Origin of the sequence: Ruegeria atlantica (assembly GCF_001458195.1) — a bacterium.
In the GTDB taxonomy this organism is placed as follows: domain Bacteria; phylum Pseudomonadota; class Alphaproteobacteria; order Rhodobacterales; family Rhodobacteraceae; genus Ruegeria; species Ruegeria atlantica.
Map to the genome: position 1 here is coordinate 1 of NZ_CYPU01000073.1, position 12,317 is coordinate 12,317.

The window sequence follows — 12,317 nt, forward strand, 5'->3', positions numbered from 1 at the left end:
GGCTGAACTCGTCGATGATGTTCAACGTCCGGAAAGGTTTCCCATCATCGGTGCGACAATGCACGAAGTCATAGCTCCAGACATGATTGCTATGTTGTCGAGCGTCAGGTCTGATACCGCACGCCTGAGCCGCTCATTTTCCTTCTGAAGCCGCCTAAGTTCCTTCAATTGGTCTACACCCATTCCGCCATATTGCTTGCGCCAGCGGTAATAGGTTTGCTCCACAACGCCGATCTGTCTGATCGCATCCAGACGCGGCATCCCTTGCCCCATCAGAACTTCAACCTGCCGCAACTTCGAGACAATTTCTTCCGGCTTCGGTCGCTTGTTTGCCATTCTTGGTCCTCCGTTTCCTAATCTTAACGGTGGGCCCATTCAAATGGGGAGGCTCAGCAACGTCCCGACGGTCGGCTCGGCGCCTGCTGGACGGGCTGCTCTTTGATTCCGTAGGTCGTCCAATGCGCACGACCTACGCCATCAAGTCGACCCGTTTGGGCGGAATAGCCCAATCACGGCGGTACTGGTATTATACGTCAAAATCATCCTGCTCAGACGACCAAGGCAGTATCGAACAACTTCCCGCCGGAGAAGTCGAGCGGTTGGTTCTGAGTGGGCTCAAGAACCACCTGGACGATCAGTCATGGCTGACCCACCAGATCAGATCGGTAGTCGATTTGGATCCGTCTTCGATCACAAAGATTCTCCGTGCAGCGGATTCTCTGAGAAACCAGATTGTCGATGAGGGTGAACACCCAGATGCACAGCGTCTCAACGGCTTGGTTGATCGCATTGATTTATCAAATGGACAGTTTTGCGTTCGGTTGAATCTGGGCGCGTTACTGCCCCTTGAGAAAACAAAGCTACCAATCCATGCCGCCTTCGAGGTCCCATTCCAGAAGCGTCAGGCTGGACGGGCGAAGCCGATCGTCATTGCCCCGCCCGATGCACCGCAGCCAGACCAAGACCTCATCAACCTTGTCGCTGATGCGAGGAGATGGGGCGGCGAGTTGCTGGAAGGCAAGTCCAGCACCGTCCGCCAGATTGAAGACGGCGAAGGGCTCCGAAGTGGATCGGTTAGTCGCATCCTGCCGCTTGCCTGGCTGGCACCGGATATCTCAACGGCCATTCTCGAAGGCCGTCAGCCACAACATCTCACAGCAAAGAAGTTGCGTAGCCTTCCGGAACTGCCGCTGGACTGGCATGAACAGCGGAAGATTCTGGGCTTTCCGCATCAATAGAGCATCTAGGCCTGCCCCAAGACCTCACGCGCGAATGCTCCGCTGAGACTTCGGACGAAATCGCGCCGAAATGGCCCAGATCAGAGACAATACGTGAGGTCTCGGCCGTCACCGCCCCTCGTAACTCACGGAAAATTAAAAACTATCCAGGGAAGGTGTGTCTGGTATGGTTTTGTGGAGACTGAGTGGTGGGCGACCCTGGAATCGAACCAGGCGTGCGTCTCCGCGAGGGAGTTACAGTCCCCTGCCACACCTTGCGGCCTGTCGCCCACTGTCAGGCGTTGCACCTGACGTGGAGGCGTGATTACTAGCGCCTTGAAGAAGCGTCAACAGGAAAATTTGGCTTTGACGCAGGAAACCGAATTCCCGGCCCGGAGGCCCAAGAAATGAAGAAACCCAAGTGGGTCGTTGAAAAGGAACAAGCACGCAAAGCTGCGGCGTCTGAAACCGTTTGGCTGTTCGGTTTCCATGCCGTTCGGGATGCTTTGATGAACCCGAACCGACAGAAACTGAAACTGATTGTGACGCGGAACGCACGGGATAAACTGGCAGAAGCGATTGAATTTGCAGGGATTGAGGCCGAAATGGTCGATCCGCGAAAATTCACCGCGCCCATTGATCCCGGTTCAGTCCATCAGGGGGCTGCACTTGAGGTCAAGCCGCTGGATTGGGGCGGGCTGGCTGAAAATTGCATTGGGCGTGAGCATCCCAGGGTCATTTTATTGGACCGCGTTACCGACCCGCACAATGTTGGGGCGATTCTTCGCTCGGCCGAAGTGCTTGGAGCCAGTGCCGTGATCGGTACGCGACACCATTCGGCCCCGGAAACCGGAGCGCTGGCCAAAACCGCGAGTGGAGCACTGGAGCGTCAGCCCTATCTGCGCGTGCGCAATCTGGCGGATACCATTGTCGAGCTGCAGAACATGGGCTTTCTGGTATTGGGTCTGGACGGTGAGGCCGAACAAACCATCGAGACGGCGTTGGGCGGCAAACTTGATCAACCTGTCGCGTTGGTGCTGGGGGCCGAAGGACCCGGCCTGCGGCAAAAGACCAAGGAAACTGTCAATCAACTGGTGAAAATCGACGCAGCCGGTGGGTTTGGTTCTCTCAACGTCTCAAATGCTGCCGCAATTGCCTTATATGCTTCAAGGCATCGATAGACAGGAGAGAGCCATTACCAGCCCGACCAAAATCGCTACTTGCTGTTACTGCGGAACGCGCGCTGCGTTGGTTCTGAAGGGGAAGCAACGCCACGAACTCAGCTGCTCTAGCTGCGGTGCCCCTTTGCATGACCTCAAGATGGTTCCCAAGCGCAAGCTGAGCAATGACAAGCCAAAGCGCGACGGCTACAAAACCGCTGCCGCATACAAGTCCAAAAAGAAAAAGAAGAAAAAGGGGATTTTTGCGCGCGTCATTGATGAAGCATGGGATGTGGTCGAGGATATCTTTGACTGACGTGGGATAATGCGACACGAGCGTTCACAACCGCGTTAATAGGGGTGTTTCGCGCGACAAAAGATTGCATTTTGATAACCTGAATTTGTAATCCTGAGCATGTGATGCCAATCAAACATTTCATACTTGGCGCGATAGCCGCCGTTGCCCTTCTTCCTGCCGCTCATGCACAGGACATGCCCGTCTTCTATGAGGCGGACGGTGCCGTCATGGCCGGCTATGACCCCGTCTCATATTTTCTTGAGGAAACGCCGGTCCGCGGATTGCCAGAATATTCTGTGATCTGGAAAGGGGCCGAGTGGCATTTCGCCTCGGCCGAGAATCGCGATCTGTTTGAAAGCAATCCTCGCGCCTTTTCCCCTCAGTTCGGGGGCTACTGCGCCTATGCCATGGCGCAAGGTATCTTAAAAAGCACCGATCCGATGCTTTGGGACATGGTGGAAGGCCGGCTGTACCTGACCCACTCGCCTGAGATTGAGCAGCTCTGGCGCGGAGATCGTGCAGAATACATTCACATGGCCGAGGAAAACTGGCCTGTGGTGCTGTATCAAGACTAGGCGAATTTCCGCTTTCTTCGGGCTGTCATCACAAAAATGCGACGCCCCTCTTTTTTTCTCTGAACTTATGCCTAAATGCCACAGTGACCGCGGAACGGAACTGCCGCGGGTCATTTCACTGTCCCTCGTTCCAACAACTGGCGCTCAGGTTTGACCTGAGCGCTTTTTTCTTTGCTGCGCCAAATCTAGGGTGGCCGCATGGCGAATTACACAGACCCATTCCTGAAAGACATCCTGCGTCGCACCAAGGTGATTGCCGTGGTGGGCGTTTCGATGAACCCGGTGCGGCCCAGCTATTATGTCGCCCGGCATCTTTCACTTAAGGGATACGCGGTGATCCCGGTGAACCCAGGTCATGCCGGGAAAGTACTTTTCGGGCAGACCGTTCGCGCGTCTTTGTCTGAGATTACTCAGCCGGTCGATATGGTTGACATCTTTCGCCGTTCCGAAGCTGTTCCGCCAATAGTCAACGAAACGCTGTCTTCTTTTCCCGACCTACGCACGATCTGGATGCAGATCGGCGTGGAACACCTCGAAGCTGCAATCAAAGCACAGGCGCGCGGCGTGGATGTGGTGATGAACCGTTGCCCTAAAATCGAGTATCAGCGCCTGTTTGGCGAGCTGCGCATGGGTGGATTCGCGACCGGAGTGATTTCTTCCAGACTGTGAAGGTTAGCCGCCGACATACGGCAGCAATTCCCCGTATTGTTCCTGGCGGCGCTTTTCCAGAACAACGCTTCGGGGCACCCACTCATACTTGGTGTCTTCCACCAAGGACGACCAGAACAGAACACCGCCGTATCGCCATGGGTCCAGCACCACGCCGTCATACATCGTCTCACCCTTGCGGCTGATGATGGCTGTGCTGTGGTCGATTCTGAACTGGTTGTCCGCATTTGCTATCGCACGGTGCAAGTCCAGCGTCCGGAAGTTCTCTTGCTTCAGCCGACGTTCGATATCCTCGGCCCAATGCCAACACAGCCCACGCGGGCGTAGACCCTTGTTGACCTTGGCATTGTGGATCAGCGGAGGGTCAGTAATTTCGTATTCCTGAACCAGCTGCGCAGTATAGGAATAGGCGATGCGGGCCGCGCGGTCGGCTTCTTCGGGGTCGATGTCGGGACCAAGGCTGCGGATTTCCGTTGCCAGTCTGTGAACTTCATCACCGGTCGAGCGCGGCGGTGCCGAACACGCGGTAATCATCACAAGCGAAAGCAAAGCCATTACACTGGCAAGAGCCCTGGTCATTCCTGCGTTCCTCGGTCGGTCCCACACTGATCCCTGACTATATAGGGCAGAGCGGCAGGACGGAACCCGCGCTTAGGTCTTTGGGCGTGATGCCTTTTCTGCGATTCCGCTTGTGCCCTGGCGTTGGGCCAACTCGGTCAAAACGTCATCCAGCGCCACGTCCCGCGCGGCCAGCATGACCAACAGGTGATAGAGGACATCCGCAGCCTCGGCGGTCAGCTTGTCTTTGTCGCCTTTGACGGCTTCGATGATGGCCTCAACAGCCTCTTCCCCGAACTTCTCGGCACATTTCTCTGGCCCCTTGGCCAACAGTTTTGCGGTCCAGCTAGAGTCGGGCTCGGCACCTTTGCGGGTCTCAATTGTCGCGGCCAGATGGTGCAGGATGTTCATGTCAGCCTCATGGGGATGCCAGCCGCAGACATGTGTTCTTTGGCCTCGCGGATAGTGTATTCGCCGAAATGGAAGATCGAGGCCGCCAGCACGGCACTGGCTCCGCCTTCTGTCACACCCTCGACCAGATGATCCAAGTTGCCTACGCCGCCAGAAGCAATCACCGGCACGTCCACCGCGTCCGAGATCGCGCGGGTCAGCGGCAGATTGAAACCTGCCTTGGTGCCGTCGCGATCCATTGAGGTCAAAAGGATTTCGCCAGCCCCTTTGGCGACAACGGTTTTGGCGAACTCAACCGCGTTGATACCGGTCGGCTTGCGGCCACCGTGGGTGAAGATCTCCCATTTGCCTGGGCTTGTTGTTTTTGCGTCGATGGCACACACAATACACTGGCTGCCGAACTGATCGGCAGCTTCTGCGATGACATCCGGATTGGCGACTGCGGCCGAATTGAAGCTGACCTTGTCGGCGCCTGCCAGCAACAGCGCACGCACGTCGTCCTTGGTGCGGACACCTCCGCCGACCGTCAGCGGAACAAAGCATTGTTTTGCCGTGCGCTGAACCACATCGAACATGGTGCCACGATTTTCATGGGTGGCATGAATGTCCAGGAAACAGATCTCATCCGCGCCTGCTGCGTCATAGGCTTTGGCCGACTCTACAGGATCGCCCGCGTCACGCAGGCTAACGAAATTGACACCTTTGACAACACGGCCATCGGCGACATCCAGACAGGGAATGATACGGGTTTTCAGCATACCGGCGTCCTTTGTTGGCGCACCTGTATCGGCAAAACCCCGCCTTTTCCAGTACCGTTGGGGCGCGTTGCGGAAAATGGCGGGGTCAATTGGCCCTTTGAAGCAGAATGTCTGCCGATTGGAAGTAAACGTAAGCTAGGTATTTGGGCATAATCTTTAGATAACTTGAGCGTGGACAGTAGATTAGCCTTGTCGTTCGTCCACGGCTCATTCTCATTTGAGACCACGGGCTGCCATTTTATTGCTGTGGACAAAGCCATCGACCCTGTACTGATCGGGGCTGAGAATCACCGCGTGGGTTTTTTGCGGGCCAAAATTGCACAACGCAAGGAGGCCGCTTTTCGCGATCATTCTACCAATGATGACAATCCAGATGGACCACAGGTTGTTGGTCGCATTGGTTACGCAGAAGGAGGCTTCCAGCATAGGAAACACCAGAAGAGTAAGTAATGATCCCACTTTAACAGCGCTGTTGAGGAAATGGGGAGCGTCTTCCGCAGGACCACAGGACCACAAAACCATGGGTGAAGCACCGGCGCATACCCAGGAGGAAGGGCAATTTTTAGTCCAATGCACTGAGGAAGCAACTTAAGGGACCGTGGCACAGTCGAGTTTCCTGCTCGAGTTCGTTTTCGAACTATTGACAAATTTAAAGCGAGCTTGGGTTGAGCAGGGTAAAACACATGTCAAATGGCGTTATTACTCTCAAGTGTGGGATGGTCCGCAGCGTGTGTGACACCGTAAAAATCAGGTGCGCGGCAAGGCTTCGCCGATGCCGAGGATGTGATTGCAAGTTCGCGAAAAGCTGAGACAATTTGGATGAAATTTACAGAAGGAAACCCGATATGCGAAATCTGATATTGGCAATAATTTTGACTTTTGGAGGGGCGATGTCCGCCATGGCTGACGACATCATCAAGGTAAACACGAACAAATCGGTGCAAGAGGCGTTGGACGCGCTAGAAGCTGCCGTTGGCAATGCGGGCGCGACCGTCTTTGCACGCGTCGATCATGCAGCTGGTGCGGAAAAGGTCGGTCTGACCATCCCCGCCAATCAGGTTCTGATCTTTGGCAACCCGGCACTGGGTACACCCGCGATGCAGATTGATCCGCGCGCCGGGCTTTTCCTGCCGCTCAAAGTGCAGGCATACGAAGACGAGACTGGGCAAGTCTGGCTGGCCTATGAGGACCCAAAAGAGACGATGGATGAGCTCGACGAAGTCGCGAAATCACCTGTCATCGAAAAGATGCGCGGTGCGCTTGCCAAGCTGACTTCGGTTGCGGCCGAGTGATCAGCTTAAGGCGCGAATGGCCTCGGAAAGGTCAATCGCGCCATCATAAAGCGCCCGGCCCGAGATCGCGCCGTCCAATGCCACGCCACAATCACGCAGGGCGATCAGATCATCCAGCGAACTGACCCCACCAGAGGCGATGACCGGGATTGAAACCGCGCGGGCCAAATCTGCCGTAGCCCGGATGTTCGGCCCCTGCATCGCCCCGTCGCGATTAATGTCGGTATAGATGATGGCCGCAACGCCTGCGTCCTCGAAACTGCGGGCCAGATCGGTGACCTTCACGTTGGTCTCTTCGGCCCAGCCCTTGGTGGCCACCATGCCGTCGCGCGCATCGATGCCAACAGCAACTTTGCCAGGAAATTCCTTGGCAGCCTCACGCACCAGATTGGGGTTTTCGACCGCCACGGTGCCCAGAATCACGCGCGCCAGACCTTTGTCGATCCATGTCTCGATCGTGGACATGTCGCGAATGCCACCGCCCAACTGCGCGGGCACGTTGCATTCTCTCAGGATCGCTTCAACCGGGGCGGCGTTGACCGGCTCACCCGCGAAAGCGCCGTTCAGATCCACGAGGTGCAGCCATTCACAGCCTGCCTCGACAAAAGCACGGGCCTGTGCCGCCGGGTTTTCGTTGAACACCGTTGCCTTATCCATTTCACCACGCAGCAGGCGCACGGCCTCTCCGTCTTTGAGGTCGATGGCGGGGTAGAGGATCATGTCAGGCGGCCCTATATCTGATTTGTTCGCGCGGGATATCGCACATGCGGGGCAGGGGATGCAACGCGACGCCAAGTCAATCTTGCCGGAATTGCCCAGCCGGGCCAGACTGAGCAGAAATAAGGGAGGAAATCATGAAAACATTCACACTTGCAGCCGGGTTTGCGGTATTGGCCAGCGCTGCTTTTGCAGCCGATCCGGTTGACGGTCTTTGGAAGACTCAGCCCGGGGATACCGGTGGGTATCTACACGTTTCGATTTCGGAATGCGGCAGCGCGATTTGTGGCACCATCGACACCGCCTTTGACAAAGACGGTAATGAGCAGCTGGCGTATGAAAACCTCGGCAAGCAGATCATCTGGGATATGGTGCCTGATGGCGGCGGAAGCTATGGCGGCGGTAAGATCTGGGCCCCAGACCGGGACAAGACCTACAGCTCGAAAATGACACTGGACAGCCAGAACAAGCTGACTGTCAAAGGCTGCGCTGTGGGCGGTCTGGTGTGTCGCGGGCAGGATTGGACCCGGGTTCAGTAACCGCTCAGGGCGTCCAGGTCAGGAAGTTCCCGATCATGCGCAGGCCCACGTCCTGACTTTTCTCAGGGTGAAACTGCATACCAACCATAGTGTCGCGGCCGATCACGGCCGTGACCTCCTGCCCATACTCCACATAAGCCAAACGCTGCGCCGGGTCGCTGACCCGGAAGTGGTAGGAGTGCACGAAATAGGCGTGATCGCCTGATTGCACTCCGGCAAAGACCGGGTGCTCGCTTTCCAGAACCAGATCGTTCCAGCCCATATGCGGTACTTTCAGAGCACTATCTGAAGGCTCGATCCGCACCACATCACCTGCAATCCAGCCAAGACCGTCGGTCTCGCGATATTCGTGACCCTTCGAGGCCATCAGTTGCATGCCAACGCAGATGCCCAGAAAAGGACGGCCTTTCTGCTCGACTGCCTCAACCATCGCGTCGTAGATGCCTTTGTGCCCGCGCAGCTCAGTCGCGCAGGCGGGAAAAGCGCCGTCACCGGGCAAAACCAGCCGGTCGGCCTGCGCAACGACGTCCGCGTCCGAGGTCACGACAACCTCACCCGCGTCCATCTCGCGCGCCATGCGCTGAAACGCCTTTTCGGCCGAGTGCAGGTTGCCGCTTTCGTAGTCGATAATAGCGGTCAGCATTTACAGCGCGCCCTTGGTCGACGGAATCGCATCCGCCTTGCGCGGGTCGGTTTCGACCGCCAAACGCAACGCACGCGCGACGGCCTTAAACGCGGCCTCGGCAATGTGGTGGCTATTGAACCCGTGCAACTGGTCGATGTGCAACGTGATGCCGCCATGCGTGCTGAGTGCCTGAAAGAACTCGCGCACCAGTTCGGTGTCGAACGTGCCGATCTTGGGGGTCGGCAGGTCCACGTTCCAAATCAGAAACGGGCGCGCGGACAGGTCCAGAGCGCAGCGTACTTGCGCGTCATCCATGGGCAGGTGGCACTCGCCGTAACGACGGATGCCCTTCTTGTCGCCCAACGCCTGCGTCAGCGCCTGACCCAGCGCGATGCCGGTATCCTCAACCGTGTGGTGGTCGTCGATGTGGTAATCACCCTTGGCGCGGATCGTCATGTCGATCAGCGAATGGCGCGCAAGTTGGTCCAGCATGTGATCGAAGAACCCAACACAGGTTTGGTTGTCATAGGTGCCGGTTCCGTCAAGATTGACCTCGACCGAAATCTCGGTCTCGGCGGTTTGACGGCTGATCTTTGCGCTGCGCATGGGCGAATTCCTTTTGCTACAGGCGCGCTTATAGACGGGGATTGGTCGGCTTATCCAGACCAAGCGTTGCTTTCACTACAATCTGTTGCAGGGGATTGCGCCCGGTGACGTGCCATGCCAGCCTGCCGGAAACTCAATCAACAGGTCCAAAACATGTCCACCTGCGTTTTCATTCAGATCCGCTGCACACCCGGCACCACCTATAAGGTCGCCGAAGAGATCGCGCTGCGCGAGATTCACTCCGAGCTTTACTCGACCAGCGGCGAATATGACCTGCTGCTCAAGCTCTATATCCCCGAAACCGACGATGTCGGTCATTTCATCAATGAAAACCTGCTTGTGATCCCGAATATCGAGCGTTCGCTGACTACTATGACCTTCAAGGCGTTCTGAGTCAGGCCGAAGCGTCGGATACGGAACCTTGTGGCGCGGCACATGCCAAAATCGCGCCATTGCGCGCCTGCTGATCAGTTATTCCTGCCCGGAGCAACTGATGCACACCGAACAATACCATCAGCGGAATGCCAAGCGAGACCAGATAATTGTCTCCGGCAAATCGCGACCAAACGACACCGATTGTGCAAACAAAAAGCAAAACGGCCGAGTGCGTGTTTCTCTGTTTTGTCCCGTTGGTCTGATAGTTCAGGAACCCGTTCGTTCTGAACAAGGTCAAAACGACACCCGTTAAGAATACACTCATAAGAACGAGTGTCGCGATGTTCCCGGTCAAAATCGTCGCCGTGTCGCGATAGCCAAGCAAGATCAGGCATTCGATCAGTGGCGTGATAGCCACCATGAAGAGATTGATACCAAGTAAAATGGGCTGTGGACGCAGCGTTTTCCTGACATAGGTAACGCAAACCGAGGCGGCCAGAACCGTGCCGATCCACCCGGCCAATCGCATATCATCCGTGGCCCGAAACAAAAGCATGAAAACCACGCCCGGCAGATTCTCAAACATCTCAAGCAGCAACCGCTTTTGGGTTTCGCTGGGCATTCTATAGATTTCCTTTTTGTAAATGCGCTTTTGGAATGTCGAGTGTGGGGTAAAATTACCCCAGTTCGAATGTTGTGATGCCGTAAATCCGGTCCAGATCAATACTTGGTGCGTGGCTGGAATACATGCGACCTGTTTCGAAGACTTTGGTCAAACCCAACTGTTGCGCCATTGCCATAGCATGCGCGTTGGGGTTGGGCATGTCGATGAAGACCTCCGCATCCATCTGATCGGCGGGAAGTGTAGCCAGCAGTGACATTAAAAGGGCTTGTGCGATCTCGGGATTGTTCGCAAATAGGGGGCCGACCTTGTACCCGCTCAAACATCGCCGCAGGGTTGCATAGCCCTTGACCTGACCATCTTCTTCGAACACGCGAGAGACGTGGCTGGGCGCACCGAGCCAGGCGTGAAGGAATGTGTCGCGCGGGGCAGGGAACAGGCCCCGATCATACGACCTCAGATCATCTGACAGGGCGCTGAGGGGTGTGATCTGATCGTGAAGGGACCGGCCCAGTTGACCTAGGATTTTACCCACCGTGCCCGAGAAGCGGTAATTGTCATAGGCCAGCTCGAACCCGAATTTTCGATAATTGTCCTGCTGTTCGACGACACCGTCCATGCCCATGTTCCGGTGCTGGCAATGCGCCTTGACCGCCTCGGCAACCTGCAGCCCATATCCCGATCCGCGATACTCGGGTTGCACGATATAAAAGCCTAAAAACGAGTAGTTATTGTCATAATTCACAGCAGAGGCCGATGCGATCATCTGCCCATCCAGGAAACCGCCCTTAAACCCTTCGGGGTCGGAACCGCGAAAGCAGACCGCGTCGTGTAGCCCTGGGTTCCAGCCTTCCTGGCCGGCCCAATCGACGGCCGTTTGTAATTCGTCTTCAGTCAAAGCGCGAACAGCGTATTCTGGCATCAGCGCACCTCTGTTGTGATTGCGTGCCATTCGAGAATGCCGCAACACCAGACAAAGAACCAGCATGTTTAGAGAGGTTTGTATCTGGAGCGGGCGAGGCGATTCGAACGCCCGACCCTAACCTTGGCAAGGTTATGCTCTACCCCTGAGCTACGCCCGCATCAGATACATATTTTCGACCATTCGGTCTCTCAATGGAGCGGGCGAGGCGATTCGAACGCCCGACCCTAACCTTGGCAAGGTTATGCTCTACCCCTGAGCTACGCCCGCGCCGTTGAGTGAGGAGGGGTGTATTAATTCCCAAGCAGGGCTTCAAGCGGAAAAAACAAAAAAGAGGAAAATTCTTTGCGACGGAAACGCGCCTCTTAACCGTTCAAGAACCAGAGCATCCAAGAATAAGAACGGTGGAGGTGACGAAAATGACGTATACTAAGGATCTGAAGATGGCGGCCCTGGCGGCGATGATTTTGCTGGCTACGGCGGTGTCTGGCAAAGGCGAGAATCGAATGGGCGATGTCGAATCAATTTTTACGGAATCCCCTCGAATCGAAACGCAGATTTTGGCGGGGTAATCCCCGCCATCCGGTTCACAGCGCCATCAAAAGGCTGGCTATGGCTGCTACCACAATCACGGCGAAGGTCAGCAACATGCCGATCTGGCGCAGAATCACGATCTGCGGTTTGCGGCCGAACCCATAGGCATGCAGCACGCGCCCGGCCAGAATGCCAAGGCCCAACAGATTGACCAACCAGCCACCGGCGCCCTGCAGCTCGACCATGGCGATCAGCAACAGGGCAAACGGTGCATATTCGGCAAAGTTGGAATGCGTGCGCATCACTTTGAGCATGTCGGTGTTGCCACCATCGCCGTAAGAAATCTTGTCGCCGCGGCGCTGCATGATGACCCGCACACTGAGCGCGACATAGAGAAGTGCCAGCAATGCGGCATAGACTGGGGTGATGGACAGCATGG

General features: G+C 56.2%; 19 protein-coding genes, 3 tRNA genes and 1 pseudogene. 9 read left to right on the forward strand and 14 right to left on the reverse strand.

Features of this window, described 5'->3' with window-relative positions; all coding sequences use genetic code 11:
* Nucleotides 1-48: 48 nt before the first annotated feature.
* Nucleotides 49-336: pseudogene (locus RUA4292_RS21980) on the reverse strand (transposase); the annotation flags it as partial.
* A 122-nt stretch (nucleotides 337-458) separates the two neighbouring features.
* On the opposite strand from RUA4292_RS21980, the gene RUA4292_RS21985 reads away from it, so the two are divergent.
* Nucleotides 459-1,238, forward strand: a complete 780-nt coding sequence (locus tag RUA4292_RS21985) for a hypothetical protein (RefSeq protein WP_058279549.1) — start codon at nucleotides 459-461, stop codon at nucleotides 1,236-1,238.
* A 186-nt stretch (nucleotides 1,239-1,424) separates the two neighbouring features.
* Here the strand turns inward: RUA4292_RS21985 and RUA4292_RS24875 are convergent.
* Nucleotides 1,425-1,508: transfer RNA gene (locus RUA4292_RS24875), tRNA-Tyr, on the reverse strand.
* Nucleotides 1,509-1,624: 116 nt separating this feature from the next.
* Here RUA4292_RS24875 and rlmB point away from each other — a divergent pair.
* The 4 genes from rlmB (at nucleotide 1,625) to RUA4292_RS22000 (ending at nucleotide 3,919) form a co-directional block, all read left to right on the forward strand.
* Nucleotides 1,625-2,398: a 23S rRNA (guanosine(2251)-2'-O)-methyltransferase RlmB gene (gene rlmB / locus RUA4292_RS21990; protein WP_058279550.1), complete on the forward strand. Its 774-nt coding sequence runs from the start codon at nucleotides 1,625-1,627 to the stop codon at nucleotides 2,396-2,398.
* Nucleotides 2,379-2,693, forward strand: a complete 315-nt coding sequence (locus RUA4292_RS24275; RefSeq protein ID WP_082637225.1) for a hypothetical protein — start codon at nucleotides 2,379-2,381, stop codon at nucleotides 2,691-2,693. The genes rlmB and RUA4292_RS24275 overlap by 20 nt, the downstream gene beginning before the upstream one ends.
* Before the next feature lie 104 nt (nucleotides 2,694-2,797).
* The gene (locus tag RUA4292_RS21995) at nucleotides 2,798-3,250 is read left to right on the forward strand and encodes a YHS domain-containing (seleno)protein (RefSeq protein WP_058279551.1); all 453 of its coding nucleotides are present in this window, start codon (nucleotides 2,798-2,800) and stop codon (nucleotides 3,248-3,250) included.
* A 198-nt stretch (nucleotides 3,251-3,448) separates the two neighbouring features.
* Nucleotides 3,449-3,919, forward strand: coding sequence for a CoA-binding protein (locus RUA4292_RS22000; protein ID WP_058279552.1), 471 nt, complete (start codon nucleotides 3,449-3,451; stop codon nucleotides 3,917-3,919).
* Between the two features lie 3 nt (nucleotides 3,920-3,922).
* Here the strand turns inward: RUA4292_RS22000 and RUA4292_RS22005 are convergent, their stop codons facing one another.
* From RUA4292_RS22005 to RUA4292_RS22020, 4 genes are all read right to left on the reverse strand, one after another.
* Nucleotides 3,923-4,498: a hypothetical protein gene (locus RUA4292_RS22005; protein ID WP_058279553.1), complete on the reverse strand. Its 576-nt coding sequence runs from the start codon at nucleotides 4,496-4,498 to the stop codon at nucleotides 3,923-3,925.
* Nucleotides 4,499-4,570: 72 nt separating this feature from the next.
* Nucleotides 4,571-4,888: a phosphoribosyl-ATP diphosphatase gene (locus RUA4292_RS22010; RefSeq protein ID WP_058279554.1), complete on the reverse strand. Its 318-nt coding sequence runs from the start codon at nucleotides 4,886-4,888 to the stop codon at nucleotides 4,571-4,573.
* The gene (hisF, locus tag RUA4292_RS22015) at nucleotides 4,885-5,646 is read right to left on the reverse strand and encodes an imidazole glycerol phosphate synthase subunit HisF (RefSeq protein ID WP_058279555.1); all 762 of its coding nucleotides are present in this window, start codon (nucleotides 5,644-5,646) and stop codon (nucleotides 4,885-4,887) included. The genes RUA4292_RS22010 and hisF overlap by 4 nt, the downstream gene beginning before the upstream one ends.
* A gap of 213 nt (nucleotides 5,647-5,859) precedes the next feature.
* Complete coding sequence (locus RUA4292_RS22020; protein WP_158507078.1) at nucleotides 5,860-6,168, reverse strand: hypothetical protein; 309 nt, start codon at nucleotides 6,166-6,168, stop codon at nucleotides 5,860-5,862.
* Between the two features lie 323 nt (nucleotides 6,169-6,491).
* On the opposite strand from RUA4292_RS22020, the gene RUA4292_RS22025 reads away from it, so the two are divergent.
* Entirely contained in the window at nucleotides 6,492-6,938 is a 447-nt protein-coding gene (locus tag RUA4292_RS22025; protein WP_058279557.1) for a DUF302 domain-containing protein, read from the forward strand.
* On the opposite strand, the gene hisA is transcribed toward RUA4292_RS22025, so the two are convergent.
* Complete coding sequence (hisA, locus tag RUA4292_RS22030) at nucleotides 6,939-7,658, reverse strand: 1-(5-phosphoribosyl)-5-[(5-phosphoribosylamino)methylideneamino]imidazole-4-carboxamide isomerase (protein WP_058279558.1); 720 nt, start codon at nucleotides 7,656-7,658, stop codon at nucleotides 6,939-6,941. It lies immediately after the preceding gene.
* A gap of 134 nt (nucleotides 7,659-7,792) precedes the next feature.
* On the opposite strand from hisA, the gene RUA4292_RS22035 reads away from it, so the two are divergent.
* Entirely contained in the window at nucleotides 7,793-8,194 is a 402-nt protein-coding gene (locus tag RUA4292_RS22035; protein WP_058279559.1) for a DUF2147 domain-containing protein, read from the forward strand.
* A 4-nt stretch (nucleotides 8,195-8,198) separates the two neighbouring features.
* Here the strand turns inward: RUA4292_RS22035 and hisH are convergent, their stop codons facing one another.
* Both hisH and hisB read right to left on the reverse strand, forming a co-directional pair.
* Nucleotides 8,199-8,837 carry an imidazole glycerol phosphate synthase subunit HisH gene (gene hisH / locus RUA4292_RS22040; RefSeq protein ID WP_058279560.1) on the reverse strand — a complete coding sequence of 213 codons (639 nt, stop codon included), beginning with the start codon at nucleotides 8,835-8,837 and terminating at the stop codon, nucleotides 8,199-8,201.
* Nucleotides 8,838-9,425, reverse strand: a complete 588-nt coding sequence (hisB, locus tag RUA4292_RS22045; RefSeq protein WP_058279561.1) for an imidazoleglycerol-phosphate dehydratase HisB — start codon at nucleotides 9,423-9,425, stop codon at nucleotides 8,838-8,840.
* Between the two features lie 153 nt (nucleotides 9,426-9,578).
* Here hisB and RUA4292_RS22050 point away from each other — a divergent pair, with 153 nt between their 5' ends.
* Nucleotides 9,579-9,818: an Lrp/AsnC family transcriptional regulator gene (locus RUA4292_RS22050; RefSeq protein WP_058274459.1), complete on the forward strand. Its 240-nt coding sequence runs from the start codon at nucleotides 9,579-9,581 to the stop codon at nucleotides 9,816-9,818.
* A gap of 1 nt (nucleotide 9,819) precedes the next feature.
* Here the strand turns inward: RUA4292_RS22050 and RUA4292_RS22055 are convergent, their stop codons facing one another.
* The 4 genes from RUA4292_RS22055 to RUA4292_RS22070 form a co-directional block, all read right to left on the reverse strand.
* The gene (locus RUA4292_RS22055) at nucleotides 9,820-10,422 is read right to left on the reverse strand and encodes a hypothetical protein (protein WP_058279562.1); all 603 of its coding nucleotides are present in this window, start codon (nucleotides 10,420-10,422) and stop codon (nucleotides 9,820-9,822) included.
* A gap of 55 nt (nucleotides 10,423-10,477) precedes the next feature.
* Complete coding sequence (locus RUA4292_RS22060) at nucleotides 10,478-11,344, reverse strand: GNAT family N-acetyltransferase (protein ID WP_058279658.1); 867 nt, start codon at nucleotides 11,342-11,344, stop codon at nucleotides 10,478-10,480.
* Between the two features lie 85 nt (nucleotides 11,345-11,429).
* A tRNA-Gly gene (locus tag RUA4292_RS22065) sits at nucleotides 11,430-11,504 on the reverse strand.
* A gap of 35 nt (nucleotides 11,505-11,539) precedes the next feature.
* Nucleotides 11,540-11,614 (reverse strand) — tRNA-Gly (locus RUA4292_RS22070).
* A gap of 149 nt (nucleotides 11,615-11,763) precedes the next feature.
* Between RUA4292_RS22070 and RUA4292_RS24880 the strand changes: the two genes are divergently transcribed.
* Nucleotides 11,764-11,916, forward strand: a complete 153-nt coding sequence (locus tag RUA4292_RS24880) for a hypothetical protein (RefSeq protein ID WP_158507079.1) — start codon at nucleotides 11,764-11,766, stop codon at nucleotides 11,914-11,916.
* Between the two features lie 15 nt (nucleotides 11,917-11,931).
* On the opposite strand, the gene RUA4292_RS22080 is transcribed toward RUA4292_RS24880, so the two are convergent.
* The gene (locus tag RUA4292_RS22080) at nucleotides 11,932-12,315 is read right to left on the reverse strand and encodes an MAPEG family protein (protein ID WP_082637226.1); all 384 of its coding nucleotides are present in this window, start codon (nucleotides 12,313-12,315) and stop codon (nucleotides 11,932-11,934) included.
* Nucleotides 12,316-12,317: the final 2 nt, after the last annotated feature.

Bases quoted from the DNA above. Each gene is read 5' to 3' on its own strand.
- RUA4292_RS21985 (WP_058279549.1), top strand. From the start codon at position 459: ATGCGCACGACCTACGCCATCAAGTCGACCCGTTTGGGCGGAATAGCC.
- rlmB (WP_058279550.1), top strand. From the start codon at position 1,625: ATGAAGAAACCCAAGTGGGTCGTTGAAAAGGAACAAGCACGCAAAGCT.
- RUA4292_RS24275 (WP_082637225.1), top strand. From the start codon at position 2,379: ATGCTTCAAGGCATCGATAGACAGGAGAGAGCCATTACCAGCCCGACC.
- RUA4292_RS21995 (WP_058279551.1), top strand. From the start codon at position 2,798: ATGCCAATCAAACATTTCATACTTGGCGCGATAGCCGCCGTTGCCCTT.
- RUA4292_RS22000 (WP_058279552.1), top strand. From the start codon at position 3,449: ATGGCGAATTACACAGACCCATTCCTGAAAGACATCCTGCGTCGCACC.
- RUA4292_RS22005 (WP_058279553.1), bottom strand. From the start codon at position 4,498: ATGACCAGGGCTCTTGCCAGTGTAATGGCTTTGCTTTCGCTTGTGATG.
- RUA4292_RS22010 (WP_058279554.1), bottom strand. From the start codon at position 4,888: ATGAACATCCTGCACCATCTGGCCGCGACAATTGAGACCCGCAAAGGT.
- hisF (WP_058279555.1), bottom strand. From the start codon at position 5,646: ATGCTGAAAACCCGTATCATTCCCTGTCTGGATGTCGCCGATGGCCGT.
- RUA4292_RS22020 (WP_158507078.1), bottom strand. From the start codon at position 6,168: ATGGTTTTGTGGTCCTGTGGTCCTGCGGAAGACGCTCCCCATTTCCTC.
- RUA4292_RS22025 (WP_058279557.1), top strand. From the start codon at position 6,492: ATGCGAAATCTGATATTGGCAATAATTTTGACTTTTGGAGGGGCGATG.
- hisA (WP_058279558.1), bottom strand. From the start codon at position 7,658: ATGATCCTCTACCCCGCCATCGACCTCAAAGACGGAGAGGCCGTGCGC.
- RUA4292_RS22035 (WP_058279559.1), top strand. From the start codon at position 7,793: ATGAAAACATTCACACTTGCAGCCGGGTTTGCGGTATTGGCCAGCGCT.
- hisH (WP_058279560.1), bottom strand. From the start codon at position 8,837: ATGCTGACCGCTATTATCGACTACGAAAGCGGCAACCTGCACTCGGCC.
- hisB (WP_058279561.1), bottom strand. From the start codon at position 9,425: ATGCGCAGCGCAAAGATCAGCCGTCAAACCGCCGAGACCGAGATTTCG.
- RUA4292_RS22050 (WP_058274459.1), top strand. From the start codon at position 9,579: ATGTCCACCTGCGTTTTCATTCAGATCCGCTGCACACCCGGCACCACC.
- RUA4292_RS22055 (WP_058279562.1), bottom strand. From the start codon at position 10,422: ATGCCCAGCGAAACCCAAAAGCGGTTGCTGCTTGAGATGTTTGAGAAT.
- RUA4292_RS22060 (WP_058279658.1), bottom strand. From the start codon at position 11,344: ATGCCAGAATACGCTGTTCGCGCTTTGACTGAAGACGAATTACAAACG.
- RUA4292_RS24880 (WP_158507079.1), top strand. From the start codon at position 11,764: ATGACGTATACTAAGGATCTGAAGATGGCGGCCCTGGCGGCGATGATT.
- RUA4292_RS22080 (WP_082637226.1), bottom strand. From the start codon at position 12,315: ATGCTGTCCATCACCCCAGTCTATGCCGCATTGCTGGCACTTCTCTAT.